This window comes from Martinezella sp. CNPSo 3964 (genome assembly GCF_057784375.1).
In genome coordinates, this window is the sequence record NZ_JBXSOW010000003.1 from 310092 (window position 1) to 327396 (window position 17305).

General features: G+C 59.4%; 17 protein-coding genes. 11 read left to right on the forward strand and 6 right to left on the reverse strand.

What is annotated here, in order from left to right; translation table 11 throughout:
* Nucleotides 1-107 precede the first annotated feature (107 nt).
* On the forward strand, nucleotides 108-1361 hold the full coding sequence (ispG, locus tag AC13Q5_RS11945; protein WP_488501799.1) for a flavodoxin-dependent (E)-4-hydroxy-3-methylbut-2-enyl-diphosphate synthase: 1254 nt from the start codon (nucleotides 108-110) through the stop codon (nucleotides 1359-1361).
* A 235-nt stretch (nucleotides 1362-1596) separates the two neighbouring features.
* Here ispG and AC13Q5_RS11950 read toward each other — a convergent pair whose 3' ends face one another.
* Nucleotides 1597-2238, reverse strand: a complete 642-nt coding sequence (locus tag AC13Q5_RS11950; protein ID WP_075853471.1) for a LysE family translocator — start codon at nucleotides 2236-2238, stop codon at nucleotides 1597-1599.
* Between the two features lie 253 nt (nucleotides 2239-2491).
* Nucleotides 2492-3406 (reverse strand): polyprenyl synthetase family protein, encoded by a 915-nt coding sequence (locus tag AC13Q5_RS11955; protein WP_457878320.1) that lies wholly within the window; start codon nucleotides 3404-3406, stop codon nucleotides 2492-2494.
* A gap of 177 nt (nucleotides 3407-3583) precedes the next feature.
* On the opposite strand from AC13Q5_RS11955, the gene mtgA reads away from it, so the two are divergent.
* The 3 genes from mtgA to rpmF all read left to right on the forward strand — a co-directional run bounded on the left by mtgA (nucleotide 3584) and on the right by rpmF (nucleotide 5468).
* Entirely contained in the window at nucleotides 3584-4333 is a 750-nt protein-coding gene (gene mtgA, locus AC13Q5_RS11960) for a monofunctional biosynthetic peptidoglycan transglycosylase (RefSeq protein ID WP_488502014.1), read from the forward strand.
* A 129-nt stretch (nucleotides 4334-4462) separates the two neighbouring features.
* Nucleotides 4463-5110 (forward strand): glutathione S-transferase family protein, encoded by a 648-nt coding sequence (locus AC13Q5_RS11965; RefSeq protein ID WP_488501800.1) that lies wholly within the window; start codon nucleotides 4463-4465, stop codon nucleotides 5108-5110.
* Between the two features lie 172 nt (nucleotides 5111-5282).
* Nucleotides 5283-5468 (forward strand): 50S ribosomal protein L32, encoded by a 186-nt coding sequence (gene rpmF, locus AC13Q5_RS11970; protein WP_003543812.1) that lies wholly within the window; start codon nucleotides 5283-5285, stop codon nucleotides 5466-5468.
* Between the two features lie 211 nt (nucleotides 5469-5679).
* On the opposite strand, the gene phaR is transcribed toward rpmF, so the two are convergent.
* Nucleotides 5680-6252 carry a polyhydroxyalkanoate synthesis repressor PhaR gene (gene phaR / locus AC13Q5_RS11975; RefSeq protein ID WP_488501801.1) on the reverse strand — a complete coding sequence of 191 codons (573 nt, stop codon included), beginning with the start codon at nucleotides 6250-6252 and terminating at the stop codon, nucleotides 5680-5682.
* Between the two features lie 241 nt (nucleotides 6253-6493).
* On the opposite strand from phaR, the gene AC13Q5_RS11980 reads away from it, so the two are divergent.
* Together AC13Q5_RS11980 and phbB are read left to right on the forward strand one after the other, a co-directional pair.
* Entirely contained in the window at nucleotides 6494-7675 is a 1182-nt protein-coding gene (locus AC13Q5_RS11980; RefSeq protein WP_488501802.1) for an acetyl-CoA C-acetyltransferase, read from the forward strand.
* Between the two features lie 163 nt (nucleotides 7676-7838).
* Nucleotides 7839-8564 carry an acetoacetyl-CoA reductase gene (gene phbB, locus AC13Q5_RS11985; protein WP_457878317.1) on the forward strand — a complete coding sequence of 242 codons (726 nt, stop codon included), beginning with the start codon at nucleotides 7839-7841 and terminating at the stop codon, nucleotides 8562-8564.
* A 245-nt stretch (nucleotides 8565-8809) separates the two neighbouring features.
* On the opposite strand, the gene AC13Q5_RS11990 is transcribed toward phbB, so the two are convergent.
* From AC13Q5_RS11990 to AC13Q5_RS12000, 3 genes are all read right to left on the reverse strand, one after another.
* Nucleotides 8810-8983 carry a hypothetical protein gene (locus tag AC13Q5_RS11990; RefSeq protein WP_167459829.1) on the reverse strand — a complete coding sequence of 58 codons (174 nt, stop codon included), beginning with the start codon at nucleotides 8981-8983 and terminating at the stop codon, nucleotides 8810-8812.
* 149 nt (nucleotides 8984-9132) lie between these two features.
* A complete protein-coding gene (locus AC13Q5_RS11995) occupies nucleotides 9133-9387 on the reverse strand; it encodes a YMGG-like glycine zipper-containing protein (protein ID WP_034481118.1) in 255 nt (84 codons plus the stop codon).
* Between the two features lie 46 nt (nucleotides 9388-9433).
* Nucleotides 9434-9589 (reverse strand): DUF3309 family protein, encoded by a 156-nt coding sequence (locus AC13Q5_RS12000; protein ID WP_075853478.1) that lies wholly within the window; start codon nucleotides 9587-9589, stop codon nucleotides 9434-9436.
* 1271 nt (nucleotides 9590-10860) lie between these two features.
* On the opposite strand from AC13Q5_RS12000, the gene AC13Q5_RS12005 reads away from it, so the two are divergent.
* The 5 genes from AC13Q5_RS12005 to AC13Q5_RS12025 all read left to right on the forward strand — a co-directional run bounded on the left by AC13Q5_RS12005 (nucleotide 10861) and on the right by AC13Q5_RS12025 (nucleotide 17201).
* Complete coding sequence (locus tag AC13Q5_RS12005) at nucleotides 10861-14004, forward strand: helicase-related protein (protein WP_143525438.1); 3144 nt, start codon at nucleotides 10861-10863, stop codon at nucleotides 14002-14004.
* Nucleotides 14005-14007: 3 nt separating this feature from the next.
* Entirely contained in the window at nucleotides 14008-14412 is a 405-nt protein-coding gene (locus tag AC13Q5_RS12010; RefSeq protein WP_488501803.1) for an RNA-binding S4 domain-containing protein, read from the forward strand.
* A 207-nt stretch (nucleotides 14413-14619) separates the two neighbouring features.
* The gene (gene fdxA, locus AC13Q5_RS12015; RefSeq protein WP_075853481.1) at nucleotides 14620-14958 is read left to right on the forward strand and encodes a ferredoxin FdxA; all 339 of its coding nucleotides are present in this window, start codon (nucleotides 14620-14622) and stop codon (nucleotides 14956-14958) included.
* 399 nt (nucleotides 14959-15357) lie between these two features.
* Nucleotides 15358-15930: a CarD family transcriptional regulator gene (locus AC13Q5_RS12020; RefSeq protein ID WP_075853482.1), complete on the forward strand. Its 573-nt coding sequence runs from the start codon at nucleotides 15358-15360 to the stop codon at nucleotides 15928-15930.
* A 407-nt stretch (nucleotides 15931-16337) separates the two neighbouring features.
* The gene (locus AC13Q5_RS12025; RefSeq protein ID WP_075853483.1) at nucleotides 16338-17201 is read left to right on the forward strand and encodes an RNA polymerase factor sigma-32; all 864 of its coding nucleotides are present in this window, start codon (nucleotides 16338-16340) and stop codon (nucleotides 17199-17201) included.
* Nucleotides 17202-17305: the final 104 nt, after the last annotated feature.

Below are 17305 nucleotides of genomic sequence, written 5' to 3' on the forward strand. Positions count from 1 at the left end.
AACGGCTAAAGCCAGTCCGATCAAAAGAGATTGCCGCAGCGGTTGACAACGACCGCTTGGTGATCCACCTGAAAGGCACCCATTTTCGAGGCCTGCGAGAGCTTTCCATGTCGTCCGCCACCGATTTCGATCCGAAACCGCGCCGTTCCTCCGTTGCCGTCGATGTCGGCGGCGTGATTGTCGGCGGCGGTGCCCCCGTCGTCGTGCAGTCCATGACCAATACCGACACGGCCGATGTCGATTCGACCGTGGCGCAGGTCGCCGCCCTCTACAAGGCCGGCTCCGAGCTCGTGCGTATCACCGTCGATCGCGATGAAAGTGCTGCCGCCGTGCCGAAGATCCGCGAGCGGCTGCTGCGTCTCGGCATGGACGTGCCGCTGATCGGCGATTTCCATTATATCGGCCACAAGCTGCTCGCCGATCATCCGGCCTGCGCCGAAGCGCTGGCGAAATACCGCATCAATCCCGGCAATGTCGGGTTCAAGGACAAGAAGGACAAGCAGTTCGCCGAAATCATCGAGATGGCGATCCGCTATGACAAGCCGGTGCGCATCGGCGTCAACTGGGGTTCGCTTGACCAGGATCTCCTGACCGCGCTGATGGACAAGAATGCCGCCGAAGGCTCGCCGCTCTCGGCCCGCCAGGTGACGCGCGAGACGATCGTGCAGTCGGCGCTGATCTCGGCCGACCTTGCCGAGGAAATCGGCCTGCCGCGCAACCGCATCATCCTGTCGGCCAAGGTCAGCCAGGTGCAGGACCTGATCGCCGTCTATTCCATGCTGTCGGAGCGTTCCGACCACGCGCTGCATCTCGGTCTCACCGAGGCCGGCATGGGGTCGAAAGGCATCGTCGCTTCCTCTGCCGCCATGGGCTATGTGCTGCAGCACGGCATCGGCGATACGATCCGCGTCTCGCTGACGCCTAAGCCGAATGGTGACCGTACCCGCGAAGTGCAGGTGGCGCAGGAGCTGCTGCAGGTCATGGGCTTCCGCCAGTTCATCCCCGTCGTCGCGGCTTGTCCCGGCTGCGGCCGCACGACGTCGACGGTCTTCCAGGAACTCGCGCAGAACATCCAGAACGATATCCGCAAGAACATGCCGGTCTGGCGCGAGAAATATCCCGGTGTCGAGGCGCTGAACGTCGCCGTCATGGGCTGCATCGTCAATGGTCCGGGCGAAAGCAAACATGCCGATATCGGCATTTCGCTGCCGGGCACGGGCGAGACCCCAGCTGCCCCGGTCTTCATCGACGGCCAGAAAGCGATGACGCTGCGCGGCCCGAACATCGCTTCCGATTTCGAGGCGCTGGTGACTGACTACATCGAGAAGCGCTTCGGCCAGAAGAACGTCGCGGCGGAGTGATCTGCTATCGCATGTGAATAAATGCCCCTCACCCCAGCCCTCTCCCCGTTTTGACGGGGCGAGGGAGCGATCTCGTCAAGCCCCTTCGCCCCGTCAAAGCGGGGAGAAGGTGGACTCGAACAGTCAAGCGAAGCGGACTGTGAGAGGACGGTTGAGGGGCTCACCTATCCATTTGTGTTGATGCAATTCCGGGTGGAAAACCGCTTTGCGCTTTTTCTAAATTAATTGGGCAGGATCACATATTGCTCGTCAGCAGCTTGATGCCGGCGAAGCAATAGAAGCCGGCCATGGCGCCCTCGATCCAGCGGCGCGCATTGCGGTAGACCTTCAGCGCATGCGATGTCGAAAACAGGATCGCATAACCCATGAACGCCAGGAAGCCAGTCGCGCAGCAGACGGCGACAATCAGCACCGCCACGGACGCGGGCGCACCCTGCGGCATGCCGAGTGCAATAATGGCGAGCCAGGCGAAGATCGCTTTCGGGTTGGTGACGTGGATACCGTAGCCGCGCAGGACCAGCGATTTGAAGCTTGGCGTCTTCGGCCCCTCGGCGGCCGTCGGCAGTTCGCCGCTGGTGCGGACGGCGCGGAATGCCTTGTAGGCGAGGTAGAGCAGATAGAGGCCGCCGAAGATCTTCAAAAGCTCCAGCGCCATCGCATAGGTCTGCAGCAGCGTTGCAAGGCCAGCCGCTGCGGCAATCGCCCAGGTCAGCGATCCCCCGAAGATGCCGAGTGCCAGGGTCATGCCGGCCTTGCGGCCATGGGTCATCGACGTGCCGATGATAGCCATGATGGCCGGGCCTGGACTGACGACGGCGACGATGTAGGCGATGTAGGCCGGCAGGATCTGCGGCAGGTAGGCGAGGGTGTCGTGCATGGAGACTATTCCCGGGGGGCGGCGGCCGGCGCGGAGAATTCCGCGTCCAAAGGCCAGTTCCGGATGGGAATGTGTCATAAAACACAGTGGAAATCACCCGGCGCAGCGATGGATTCTTGTGATGGTGACATTCCAGAGCTGAATGGGTGACCGCGGCCGGTACCATAGCCGGGAGGATGGCAGACGCCTATCGCTATCCTGCCTGAAGGTCAGTCGCCCGCCGTCAGGCAACACCGTGCGGAAGCCTTCGGGCTCAGTTCTTGCGGTTTGCGACGAACCGGGCGGTTTCCGTCAGAACATCGGCCTTGTCGCCGTAGCCGGACAGGAGGTCGGCGGCTTCGCTGACCAACCTTGCCAATGTCGTTTCCGCCCATTCCCGGCCGTGCAGAGCTACCAGCGTCCCCTTGCCGCGTGCGGCATCCTTGCCGGTTGCCTTGCCCATCGTGGCGGCGTCGGCTGTAAGGTCGAGAAGGTCGTCGGCGAGCTGGAAGGCAAGGCCGATCTTTTCGCCGAAGGTCCGAAGGCGTTTGCGGTCCTCGGCCGAGGCGCCTGATATGATGGCGCCGGCCTCGCAGGCGAAGCGGATCAGCGCGCCCGTCTTCATCGCCTGCAGCGTGGTGATGCCGCGCTCGTCGGGCGTTTCTTTCTCGGCGGCGAGGTCAAGAGCTTGGCCGCCGGCCATGCCGCCAATGCCGGCCGCGCGCGACAACGCCAGCACGAGGGCCATTTTCCGATCCGCCGGCAGCTCCGTTTCAGGCGCTGCGATGATGTCGAAGGCATAGGTCAGCAGGCTGTCGCCCGCGAGAATCGCCGTGGCGTAGTCGAAGGCGATATGCACCGTCGGCTGGCCGCGGCGCAGGTCGTCGTCGTCCATGGCAGGCAGGTCGTCATGGACGAGGGAATAGCAGTGCACGCATTCGAGTGCCGCGCCGACCCTGAGCGCCGCCTCTGCATTGCCGCCGAGAAGGGCTGCGGATTCCATGACGAGGAAGGGTCGTAGCCGCTTGCCGCCGTTCAGGACGCCATGGCGCATCGCGTTCAACAGCCTCTCGGGGCGGACGATCTCGTCATTGAGGCTGGTGTCGGCCAGCAGCCGGGTCAGCAGTGCCTCGGTCTTGCCGGCATTATCCCTGAGGCGCTGTTCGAATGAAGTATCGGTGCTGTCCATGGCCGCTGTTTGGCATGAGAGGCGGTTGCTGGCAACGAGAATTGTCAACAGCCGGGTGGGGAATTGCGTCGCACTCTGGTCATCGCTTTGTGTAGACGGTATGACGGGTCAGCATCAGAGCGTTTCCCGGATGCACTAAGGCTGTACCGGGATGGAGCGACCGTGGACGTCAGGCATTTGGACATATCGACGGACAATGAGGAGGAGGAAGCCGAGGTGCCGCGACGCTCCTCCGTGTTGGCTCGCTTCCGAGACCGTCCGTTCTGGCAGCGTATCGTCCTCGTCCTGATCGGCTTCTTGCTGCTGCCCTATTTCTTCATCGTCGTCTATGTGCTGCCGTTCATCCACCCTGTTTCCACCCTGATGATAGGCGATGCCGTAACCTTTCAAGGATATGAGCGTCGCTGGGTTCCGCTGGATAGGATCGCGCCGGTGCTGGTCAAATCCGTCATGGTCTCGGAGGATGGGCAGTTCTGTTTTCACGGTGGCGTCGATTGGGGCGAGATGCGGGTTCTCGTCGAGGAGACGCTGAGCGGCAAATCCACCCGCGGCGGCAGCACGATCCCGATGCAGACGGTGAAGAACCTGTTCTTGTGGAACAGCCGCTCCTTTGTGCGCAAGACGCTGGAGCTGCCGCTCGCGGTTTCAGCTTCGGCCGTCTGGTCGAAGCGCCGGATGATGGAGATCTATCTCAATATCGCCGAATGGGGCCCGGGCATCTACGGTATCGAGGCGGCGGCACGCTACCATTTCAAGGTGCCGGCTTCCAAGCTGACCGCGCGCCAGGCCGCGCTCCTTGCCGTCTCACTTCCCAATCCGATCGATCGGATCGCGAGCAAGCCCGGGAGAGGGCTCAGCCAGCTCGCCTCGTTGATCCAGCGCCGTGCGCGAAACGCCGACGCATACATCAAATGCCTTTATGACTGAGATCAGAACTTGTCGTTCGATTGGCTTGTTGTCATCTGGCATTCTTGGCCATGACGTAAGGGCGGATTTAAATCATTTCAAAAAATTCTTTCCCTTCGGGTTCCGGCGCTGAAAAGGAAACGTGCGATCATGGACAAGCTCACTCTCTATATCGGCAATAAGAACTATTCTTCCTGGTCGTTGCGACCGTGGATTGCGCTGGAGGGTTGCGGCATTCCTTTCGAAGAGGTGCTGATACCTTTCGATTTTCCAGGCGGCAATCCGCGCATCCGCGAGGTGTCGCCGACGGGTAAGGTGCCGATGCTGGTCCACGGCGGCTTCAAGGTATGGGAATCCTTCGCCATCATCGAATATGCAGCCGAGCTCTTCCCGGATGCCGGGCTTCTGCCGAGGGACCGTCAGGCGCGTGCGTTGGCGCGATCCTACAGCATGGAGATGGTTTCGGGTTTCAGTGCCCTGCGCAACGCCTGCCCGATGAACATGCGCCGCCCGATCGCCCGCCGCGATCTGCCCGATGGGGTGATAAAGGACGTAGCACGCATCGAGACCATTTGGCGCGAGGCGCGAGCCTTTTCAGGCGGGCCTTTCCTGTTTGGGAGCTTTTCCGGCGCGGATGCCATGTTTGCTCCCGTCGTCAGCCGCCTGGAACGCTATGACATCGCGGTTGCGGCGGATACGCGGGACTATATGGCGGTCATGAAGGCGCTGCCCGCCTGGCAAAAATGGGAGGAAGCGGCATTGCGGGAAACTTGGACCGTGCCGGAGGATGAGGACTGATTCGGTCTCGAATATCCGCGAATCTGGTTCGGCGGGCAAAAAATGCTGGAAGGGACTGGTCAAAGCCCGGCAAGCCATGTATAAGCCCGCCCAATTTCCGAAATTGATGCATGTCTGTTTCGGCCGCCTCGCTGGCCGTGGATATGTTTCGTCCGTACATGGAGTAACGAGAATGGCTGTACCGAAGAGAAAAACGAGCCCGTCCAAGCGCGGTATGCGCCGCTCTGCTGACGCCCTGAAGGCTCCGACCTATGTCGAAGACAAGAACTCCGGCGAACTGCGTCGTCCGCATCATATCGACCTGAAGACCGGCATGTATCGCGGCCGTCAGGTTCTGACGCCGAAGGAAAGCGCATAATCTAGCGCTGCCTTGACGGCATGAATAAAAAAAGGCTGGCGGTTCGCCGGCCTTTTTCTGTTTTCGTTGGGATGTGCCGGATGGGGGGTGTGAGACCGGAAGAAATGCCACCTGTTGGCAGATCGCGGCTCCGATACCCCCTCTGTCACGTCAGTGCCAGAGGGGGTGAATACTCTCGGCAAATTCAAAGTCGCTTTCCACCGGCCCTACCTCACAAACTATCCAGCTTGTTCTGCATGGCGCGGAGCTGTTCCTTGAGCTCGTCGATGTCCTTGGCCTCGGCCTTGCGGCTTTCCTTGGCCGGCGGCTGCATGAAGGGGGAGAACATCTGCATGGCCTGCTGGAACATTTCCGTGTTGCGGCGGACCTGTTCCTCGACCATCTGCATGGGCAACTTCAGGTTCTTGCCGAGCGGCGTTTCGCCGAAAGCGCGATTGATCTGCTCGCGCATCTGCGTCTGCTGCTCGGTAAAGGCGCGCATCGAGTGCTCGAGGAAGCTCGGCACGACCATCTGCATCTGATCGCCGTAATAGCCGATCAGCTGTCTCAGGAAGGATATCGGCAGTAGTGTGTTGCCGGTTTTCGATTCCTGTTCGAAAATGATTTGCGTCAGGACCGAATGCGTAATGTCTTCGCCGCTCTTGGCGTCCTGGACGGTGAATTCCTCGCCCTTCTTCACCATCTCCGCCAGATCGTCCAGCGTCACATAGGTGCTGGTGCCGGTATTGTATAGGCGGCGATTGGCATACTTCTTGATTACGATCTGGCCCTCATTCTTTGCCATTATCAGTCTCCTGGCCCCGTCTGATTGTATGGAATATTCCTCCACCTCGGAGTGTAGACGCAAAAGAAGCTTGGTGACAATCGGTTTGTGCGATGCGGCAAGGCCTTTCCTTTGATTGGATTTTTTGAAGGCGGTGACAGCTTCGTGAAATCTGCACGATGAAAATTCTTGCTGTTTGACTCAGGAGCAAAGCTTTGACAGTTTCGCCTCATATACGTGTTCATTCTGTGAGGAGGCTTCCATGAGCAGTTCATCCATCGTCGTCGCCAGCGCTGCCCGCACTGCGGTCGGTTCGTTCAATGGTGCTTTTGCGACCGTTGCGGCGCATGAACTCGGCGCTGCCGCGATCAAGGGGGCGCTGGAGCGCGCCGGCGTTGATGCCAAGGAAGTCGACGAAGTGATTCTCGGCCAGGTGCTTCAGGCCGGCGAAGGCCAGAACCCGGCCCGCCAGGCCGCGATGAAGGCCGGCATTCCGCAGGAAGCGACCGCCTGGGGCGTGAACCAGCTTTGCGGCTCCGGCCTGCGCGCCGTCGCACTCGGCCTGCAGCAGATCGCAACGGGTGACGCGAAGATCATCGTCGCCGGCGGCCAGGAATCGATGTCGATGGCGCCGCATGCCGCAAATCTTCGCTCCGGCACCAAGATGGGCGACATGAAGATGATCGACACCATGATCAAGGATGGTTTGACGGACGCCTTCTACGGCTATCACATGGGTATCACGGCGGAAAATATCGCCCGCCAATGGCAGCTTTCGCGCGAGGAGCAGGACCAGTTTGCCGTTTCTTCGCAGAACAAGGCTGAAGCCGCGCAAAAGGCTGGCCGCTTCAAGGATGAAATCGTCCCCTTCACGATCCAGACGCGCAAGGGCGATATCATCGTTGATGCCGACGAATATATTCGTCACGGCGCGACGATGGAGGCCATGGCAAAGCTGCGTCCGGCCTTCGACAAGGAAGGTTCTGTCACCGCCGGCAATGCTTCCGGCCTCAATGACGGCGCCGCCGCCGCCGTGCTGATGACCGAGGCGGAAGCCTCGCGCCGGGGTATCCAGCCGCTTGCCCGCATCGTCTCCTGGGCAACGGCCGGCGTCGACCCGCAGATCATGGGCACAGGGCCGATCCCGGCCTCTCGCAAGGCACTGGAAAAGGCCGGCTGGTCCGTCAACGACCTCGATCTCGTCGAAGCCAATGAGGCGTTTGCGGCTCAGGCCTGCGCCGTCAACAAGGACCTCGGCTGGGATACATCGATCGTCAACGTCAATGGCGGCGCGATCGCGATCGGCCACCCGATCGGCGCCTCCGGCGCCCGCGTCCTCAATACGCTGCTGTTCGAAATGAACCGCCGCGGCGCCCGCAAGGGACTCGCTACCCTGTGCATCGGCGGCGGCATGGGTGTCGCTATGTGCTTCGAGGCGCTCTAGAATCAAGCAGGTAGAGCATGACGTCGTCCGAAAACCGCTCACGCTTTTCGGCATCATGCTCCAAGGCGTCCCGAACGGAATTTTCCGGAAGAAGTGATGAAAGCGGAGCGGGCGACCCGGCATTCGGGTGTCCAGTCTCCGCAGCAACAAAGGGGAGTGGCACATGAGCAGAGTGGCATTGGTAACCGGGGGTACGCGCGGCATCGGCGCCGCTATTTCGATGGCGCTGCACAATGCAGGCTATAAGGTGGCGGCAACCTATGCCGGCAATGACGAGAAGGCCCGGGCTTTCCACGATGTGACCGGCATCTCCGTTCACAAGTGGGATGTCACTGACTACGAGGCCTGCGGCAAGGGCATCGCCAAGATCGAGCATGATCTCGGCCATGTCGAAATTCTGGTCAACAATGCCGGGATCACCCGCGACGCCATGTTCCACAAGATGACCCCGCAGCAGTGGCACGAGGTCATCAACACCAATTTGACCGGCCTGTTCAACATGACGCATCAGGTCTGGCAGGGCATGCGCGACCGCAGCTTCGGCCGCGTCATCAACATCTCCTCGATCAATGGTCAGAAGGGACAGATGGGGCAGGCGAACTATTCTGCCGCCAAGGCCGGCGATCTCGGCTTCACCAAGGCGCTGGCGCAGGAAGGCGCTGCCAAGAACATCACCGTCAACGCGATTTGCCCTGGCTATATCGGTACGGAGATGGTGCTGGCGGTGCCGGAAAAAGTGCTGAACGAGCGTATCATCCCGCAGATTCCCGTGGGACGTCTCGGAGAGCCAGAGGAAATCGCCCGCATCGCGGTCTTCCTTGCCAGCGATGATGCCGGTTTCATCACGGGATCGACGATAACAGCCAATGGCGGCCAGTTCTTCGTCTAAGTGATTTCAGGAAAAGCGCAGGGCAGTTTCTCGCCCGGAGCGGCGTAAAGGCAATGAGATGGAGCGGTTCAAGCCTTCACCGGAGGCTGAGCCGCTCCATCTCGTTTATGGGATGGATGAAGTTAGCGGCCCGAAGCACGTTGCGATCTTTCAGCTTCGCTTCTCATGTTCTAAATCGTTGGTTTTGCGCATTTCCTTGCCGCAAAACCGCTGTACACTTTTGTGCCGCATGTTTTGCCCGGCAACTATCCCCGGTTTGAATTTGCCTGCTGTCGCTGCCGTGGCTTGAATTCCAGGATAACGGCTTCAAGGGCTATCTGCCGCTTCTCCTTGCCTCGTGCTCTTGCCGCGCTTGCGAGCGCGTAGAAAGTTGTGCCGATGAGCGCGAGTGCTGCAATGCTTGCGATGATTGCGGCCATGATGCCGTTCCTTTCTCAAAACACTGCTACCTTCCCGCGATTAATGGCGCGGGAAGAAGATTTCCTTGGGGGAACCGTCGTTCCCTGAATTTGTTCCAACAGATGGTCCTGACCGGCCGTCAAGAACGATCGGTCAGGCGATGCCCACCTTAGCGGCAACGAGCCTCGTAACGGCGACCATAGCGGTCGCGATAGATGCAATAGCCGCGGCGATCTTCCGAGCGTCCGATGAGGTTGCCGACCACGCCGCCAGCGACTGCGCCGACAGCGGCGCCACCCCAGCTATGCGTGGCAACGCCGCCGATGAGCGCGCCGGTACCGGCGCCGATGGCCGTGCCCTTTTCCGTTGATGTGCACGACGCCAATGCGCCGACGAGGGCGATCGCGACGATGATCTTCTTCATGGTGTTAGCTCCCTGGTGTTGCGAGGTTTGGATAGTAACCTGTGGATCAGATCCGCCCCATCAATAACAGAATGAGGACAATGACGAGAACAAGCCCGAGACCGCCCGATGGGCCATACCCCCACGCCCGGCTGTAACCCCAGCTGGGTAGTGCGCCAATCAGCAGCAGAATCAGTATGACAAGCAATACCGTACCAAGCATGTTATGTCTCCTCCATGTCCATCGCTTGAATATCCCGCCAATATCGCTGTTCGATCTGGCGTTATCCTTCCAGCGGCTCGAGCTCAAATCTGTTTCCAGTGAATGGGCTGAGTTCCTCAATTCTGTTCATAGAAACTTGCGTGCTCGATAATTGTTCCGGCTAAGAAATAAAAATGCGGACACACAGCGGCCCGGATGGTCATTGAAACGTTAACGTGAACACGTCGTATAGCGGTTACGGGATCGACGCGAGATCTGTTTTTATGGTTAAAATATGATTAAAATACAATAGGTTGCGGTGAACGAAACGAGAAAGGCCCGACGTCTGTGATTCGTCGGCGATTCGTTCTCTCTTTGGACTTAGGTTAACGGCGAGCCTTCCCAAGGCGCGCCGCCATCGGTGGGGGAAGGGCAAAGCGAAGCAGCAGGCGGATCGCAGAGGTGGTGCTTCCATCAACCGATTGGTTAATTTGCGGCAGGCTTGCTGACGGCTCGTCTATGCGTGGCAGCGCTACTTCGCGATGTTGTTCCGGCGAAATGCAACAGGTAGCCGTGAACAAATATGACACCTGCCCTTATCCGCCATTCGTCACCGATTCGTTCCGGCTTTGGTCGCTGTGTTAACGATTACACCTTTTGCATGCATTTGTTGATTCATTATAGCTGGGCTCGCTAAAAGGTTAATCGCAATCGCAGATTCGGCCCGGATTCGGGTCTCAACCATTCAGAGTCCTGCATGTCCTTGCTGGGGAGACGCTAGATGTTGTGGAGAACAAAAGCGGAATCGCTTGGAATCCGCGATTCGTCTCCGATTCGTTCCGGCTTTGACCTATTTGTTAATATTCCCAGCGGATTGACGAGAAATGCCGCTATTTACAAATAATTAACCGTGATTTGACGTGAAATTTCGCTGGCCGGGGATTCTCCGCTTGACTCCTTTTTCCATGGAAAAGCTGCGTAAACAAGATTCAGCATTTGGTGGGAATCTTTTCATTGAAATCCATATGTAGTCGTGAACAAATAAAGAACTCATCGGAGTCAGCGATTCGTCTCCGATTCGTTCTCAAGCTGTTCCGGAATCGCCGGGACTCGCATGGGATGCAGTGGAAATGTATCTTATGGTTGAAGCGATCAAATATGAAATCGATTGTTGCCGTATCTGTTTTTTCATTCAGGTCTTGCCTTTGTCACATATGGTCGTCATCTGTTCGTTTCCTCCAGGAGGAACATGCTGATCGGAAGACGGCGGTTTCTCGCCCATGCACGGACCTATGACTCAGACTTCGCAGCCCATGATCCTGAGCGGACGCGGCGTGACCGCGGTGCTCGGACCGACCAATACCGGCAAGACCCATTATGCCATCGAGCGCATGGTGGCGCACGGCAGCGGCGTGATCGGCCTGCCGCTGCGGCTGCTTGCGCGCGAGGTCTATACGCGCGTGGTCGAAAAGGTCGGAGCGCACAACGTCGCGCTCGTCACCGGCGAGGAGAAAATCTCGCCGCCGAATGCACGCTTTTCGGTCTGCACCGTCGAAGCCATGCCGCGTGATACGCGCGCCTCCTTCGTCGCCATCGACGAGGTCCAGCTTGCTGGCGACTTGGAGCGTGGGCATATCTTCACCGACCGTATCCTGCATCTGCGCGGGCGCGATGAAACCCTGCTGCTCGGCGCGGGCACCATGCGGCCTATCCTCGAGCAGCTTTTGCCTGGCATTACCGTCCTGGAACGGCCAAGGCTGTCGCATCTTTTTTATGCCGGACAGAAGAAGATCACCCGCCTGCCGCAGCGCACGGCGATCGTCGCCTTTTCTGCCGATGAGGTCTATGCGATCGCGGAGCTCATACGCCGCCAGCGCGGCGGTGCCGCCGTCGTCCTCGGGGCGCTCAGCCCACGCACCCGCAATGCGCAGGTGGCGCTCTATCAGGCTGGCGATGTCGAATATCTGGTTGCGACCGATGCGATCGGCATGGGTCTCAATCTCGATGTCGATCACGTCGCCTTCGCCCAGGATCGCAAGTTCGACGGCTATCAGTTCCGCAACCTCAATCCGGCCGAGCTCGGCCAGATTGCCGGTCGCGCCGGTCGCCATCTCAAGGACGGCACCTTCGGCGTGACGGGGCAGGTCGATCCTTTCGACGACGAACTCGTGCGTCGGATCGAAGGACACGAATTCGACATGGTCAAGGTGCTGCAATGGCGCACCAAAGAACTGAATTTTGCTTCGATCGCGGCACTGCGCAGCAGTTTGGAAGACGCGCCTCGCGTGCAGGGCTTGACGCGGGCGCTGCCTGCGGTAGACCAGCAGGCGTTGGAATATCTGTCACGCGATCTGGAGATAGTCGATCTTGCCAGCAACCCGGCCAGGGTTGAGAAATTGTGGGAGGCCTGTGCGCTTCCCGACTATCGGCGCATTACGCCTGCCCAGCACGCCGATCTCATTGCTGCCCTCTTTTCCGATCTCGTGCGCTATGGCACGGTGAAAGAGGATTTCCTTGCCGAACAGGTGCATCGCGCCGATCGGACGGATGGCGAGATCGACACGCTTTCGGCGCGAATCGCGCAGATAAGGACTTGGACCTATGTGTCGAACCGGCCCGGCTGGCTTGCCGATCCGACACACTGGCAAGAAAAGACGCGGGAAATCGAAGATCGATTGTCCGACGCGTTACATGAGAGGTTGACGAAACGCTTTGTTGATCGCAGGACATCTGTGCTCATGAAGCGCCTGAGAGAGAATGCGATGCTGGAAGCTGAAATCAGTGTGAATGGAGATGTCTTCGTTGAGGGACATCATGTGGGACAGTTGACCGGATTCCGGTTCACGCCTATCGCAGGGACCGAAGGGCCGGATGCCAAGGCTGTTCAGACGGCCTCGCAGAAGGCGCTGGCGCTGGAATTCGAGGCACGTGCCGCACGTCTGCATGCGGCCGGCAACGGCGATCTCGCCATCAGCGCCGATGGTCTCGTGCGCTGGCTGGGCGACCCCGTGGCGCGGCTGTCGGGCAGTGATCACGTCATGCGTCCGCGCGTCATCCTGCTTGCCGACGAGCAGCTGACGGGCAATGCGCGCGATCATGTCGCCGCTCGCATCGAGCGTTTCGTGAACCATCATATCAGCACGATCCTGAAGCCGCTCGACGATTTGCAGCGTGCCGAGGATCTGCAGGGCCTTGCCAAGGGGCTGGCCTTCCAGCTCGTGGAAAATCTCGGCGTTCTGTTCCGCCGCGACGTCACGGAAGAAGTGAAGTCGCTGGATCAGGACGGTCGCGCTTCCATGCGCCGCTATGGCGTTCGTTTCGGCGCATACCATATTTTCGTGCCTGCACTGCTGAAGCCGGCTCCGGCCGAACTCATCACGCTGCTCTGGGCGCTGAAGAACGATGGTCTGGACAAGCCGGGCTATGGCGATCTGATTCCGGTTCTGGCTGCCGGCCGTACCTCGGTTGTCACCGATCCAGGCTATGAGCGCACATTCTACAAGCTTGCGGGCTTCCGGTTCCTCGGCAAGCGTGCGGTGCGCATCGACATTCTGGAGCGCCTGGCGGATCTCATTCGTCCGTTGCTGCAGTGGAAGCCCGGCCAGGCGTCGCGCCCCGAAGGCGCTTATGACGGCCGCCGCTTCACGACGACGACCGCGATGCTCTCCATCCTCGGCGCAACGCTCGAGGATATGGAGGAAATCCTCAAGGGTCTCGGTTACCGCGCCGATTCGGTAAAGGCCGAAGAGGCGACAGCCTTCCTCGCGCAGCAGGATGCGGCGGCTGCACCGGCGGCGCCGGCTGCGGACGCCGTTGCCGAAAAGGCAGATCACGATGATGCCGATGCCGCGAGCGAAGAGCCGGCTAAGGAAGTAGAAGTCGTTTCGCAGGAAACGGCAGCTCCCGCCGAGGCACCTGTCGAGACAGAGGCCGCTGTGGCTGTGGAAGCTGTTGCCGTTGCGGAAGTTACCGCAGAGCCGACGGAACCGAAGCCGGTTCTGCTCTGGCGCCTGGGTGGCCGCAGCGACAATCAGCAGCGTCAAGGTGGCCGTGGCCATGGCGATCGTCGCGGCCAGCAGGGCGAGGGACGTGGTCACCACGGCAATCGTCGTAGCGGTGGCGGTGGCGAACAGCAGGCGGCCGGTGAAGGCAATCGCGAAGGCGGTCGTGATCGCCGAGACGGACGCGACAATCGTGAGGCTCGCGGCGGCGACAAGGGTCCGCGCGGCAACCGCGAAGGCGGTCGTCCGCAGCATCAGGGCAATCGCGGTGATCGTCAGGACCGTGGCGAACGCAACGACCGGAACGATCGCAACAATCGCGGCGCGTCGCAGCCGCTGCGCTTCGAGGCCAAGCCGCCGCGCAAGGAAAAGCCGATCGATCCGGATTCTCCTTTCGCCAAGCTCGCTGCCCTCAAGGAGCAGATGAAGAAATAGGCCATGACGGACGAGAAGCAGCCATTTACCGGTTCGCGCCAGCGCATCGACAAGTGGCTGTTCTTTGCCCGCATGGTGAAATCCCGGTCGCTGGCGCAGCTCTACGTGCAGAACGGCAGTGTCAGGGTGAATGGCGAGCGGGTCGTGCAGCCGAGCTTCGGCGTCAAGGTTGGCGACCGCATAGAGCTATCTCTGGAGCGTCGGGACGTCGTCCTGATCGTGCGCGCACCCGGCGATCGCAGGGGGCCTTTCGAAGAAGCCAGGCTGCTTTACGAAGATCTGACCCCACCGCCGGATGAGACAAAACGTCTCACCCCCTTCGAGCAGGCACTACGGGCGCCGGGTAGCGGCAGACCGACGAAACGCGATCGCCGGGCAATCGATCGCCTAACCTCGGACGATGATTAGAAAACTCTGCCTGTCGCGGGCGGTTTTCAAGATTGTTTGTCCTTGAAATTGACTGACAAAGTCGATACCTCACGATCAACCTGCCGGTAACCCGCCGGACGGCGCGTTTGCGCGTGACGCATTCGTCCGCCCGTTCGGCACCGTGGGAAGGTGCGACGTTCCAGGTTGCGCATCCGCGGAAAGCTAGAGACATTCCTGGAGTGCTTCATGACATATGTCGTGACCGACAATTGCATCCGCTGCAAATATACCGACTGCGTGGAAGTCTGCCCCGTTGACTGCTTCTACGAAGGCGAGAATTTCCTCGTCATCCATCCCGACGAATGCATCGATTGCGGTGTCTGCGAGCCGGAATGTCCTGCCGAGGCGATCAAGCCCGATACGGAGCCGGGTCTCGACAAATGGCTGAAGATCAATGCGGACTATGCCGCGATCTGGCCGAACATCACGGTCAAGCGCGATCCGATGCCGGAAGCCAAGGAAATGGACGGTGAACAGGGTAAATTCGAGAAATATTTCTCGACCAATCCCGGTGCGGGCGACTGATCGAAGGTCGTGACAGGCCGTCGATAAAGGTGTAGTCGATATCGCAGAAAGCGAATCATTGCCGTTGGGCCGCTGGTCGGTCAACGTGGCCATTTTGGCGCGCGCGCAGCAAATTATTGATTTCCTCAGATTTTTGTGATAGGTTCCTCACACTGATCCACTGCGGCATTTCGCGTGCCCAAAACCATCACGAAAGCAAATCACCAATCCGTACGCGGTTTCCTTGACATATCAACGTATTGTGTTGTCGGGTCCTGGATCGCGATGGATGGGTTTCTGTTTGCATAAGTCTGGCTGGACCAGGATGAAGTGACCCGACGGTACGTCCGTCTCATCCGGGCCTGACTGACCCGGCACCCCGGCCCCAACGGGGCGCGTAACAGGGAGTTTTTGAAAAGAATGACGACCCAGCAGAAAAAACCTTCAGCAGCACGCCACGGCTTCAAGACTGGTGAAGCGATCGTTTATCCGGCCCATGGTGTCGGCACGATCACTGCGATCGAAGAACAAGAAGTCGCAGGCATGAAGCTCGAGCTGTTCGTAATCGACTTCGAGAAAGACAAGATGCGTCTGAAGGTGCCGGTGGCCAAGGCCATGAGCATCGGCATGCGCAAGCTTTCCGAGACGGATTTCGTTGAGCGTGCATTGAAGGTCGTGCAGGGCAAGGCCCGCGTGAAGCGCACCATGTGGTCGCGCCGCGCGCAGGAATACGATGCCAAGATCAATTCCGGCGATCTGATCTCGATCGCAGAGGTCGTTCGCGATCTTTATCGCGCCGAGAACCAGCCGGAGCAGTCCTATTCCGAACGCCAGCTTTACGAAGCTGCTCTCGACCGCATGGCGCGCGAAATTGCCGCCGTCAACAAGATGTCGGAAACCGAAGCCGTTCGTCTTGTCGAGACCAATCTCAACAAGGGTCCGAAGCGCGGCAAGGTCATCGACGACGACGACTCGCAGGACGAAGCCGCATAAGGCCAAGGCGCCAATATTGCTGCAAAAAACCCGGCCTTCGTGCCGGGTTTTTTCTTTGGAACCTTTTCCGTTCTGCCGCGTTTAAACCTCGTGTTGGCGGTCGGTGTGGGTGTGCTCCTGCGGAGAGGGGGTTCCATACAGGCCGTATTATAGACATTCACGAGGACCGGCCTATGCGTTTTCACTCGAAGCTCCCCGGCGATCTGAAGATGCTTCAATCGTCAGACCCGTTCGATGAGATCGAACTAGACTAGTCATCGATCATCCGGCGCGCCGGATATCGATTTCCAATTCGCAATTTCATTCATTGATTTCCATCCGAACAGCGATGTTTGGAAACGATGCTTGCTGCCCTTTTCGTCAACCGCGGCATAGAGACGATTTGAGGCCGAACCCAGGAGATGCATATGACGAATATGTCTGCAGATCGGCGCATGATCAAAGTTGCGATGGCTGCTCCCTATCTCGATCGCGACGAAGAACACAATCTCGCCATTCGTTGGAAGGATCACGAGGATCGCGGCGCCCGCAATCAGATCGCAACCGCCCATATGCGCCTCGTCATTTCCATGGCGGGGAAATTTCGTAATTTCGGATTGCCGATGAGCGATCTGGTGCAGGAAGGTTATGTCGGCTTGCTGGAAGCGGCTGCCCGCTTCGAACCGGAACGGGAGGTTCGCTTCTCTACCTATGCAAGCTGGTGGATTCGCGCTTCGATCCAGGACTATATCCTGCGCAATTGGTCGATCGTGCGTGGCGGCACGAGTTCCGCTCAGAAGGCGCTGTTCTTCAATCTGCGCCGTTTGCGCGCCAAGCTTGCCCGCAGCAATTCCAGCGTTACCGTGCAGTCGATCCATGAGGAAATCGCCGTCACGCTCGGCGTCAGCCTTGCCGATGTGCAGACGATGGACGCGCGCCTTTCCAGCAGCGATACCTCGCTGCAAGCACCGTCGATCGCAGGCGATTCCGAAAGCGCCGAGCGTATTGATTTTCTGATCAGTGACGAGCCGCTTCCCGACGAGCAGGTCTCGGACATGATCGATGGCGAACGTCGCCGCATCTGGTTGGCATCGGCGCTGAAGCATCTCAACGAGCGCGAAATGAAGATCATCCGGGCGCGTCGTCTTGTCGAAGATGGAGCGACGCTGGAAGAGCTCGGCGCCGATTTAGGTATTTCCAAGGAACGCGTGCGGCAGATCGAAAGCCGGGCCATGGACAAGCTCCGCAATGCGCTTGTCGATGCCGACCCGCGCATGGCGAGCTACGCCTGAGCTAAAGCGCGTCGCGCTCTTTCAGATTCGCTTCTCGCGCTTTAGGTCTTTGATTTTGCGCATGTCGTTATCGCAAAACCGCTGCGCACTTTTGCGCGACGTGC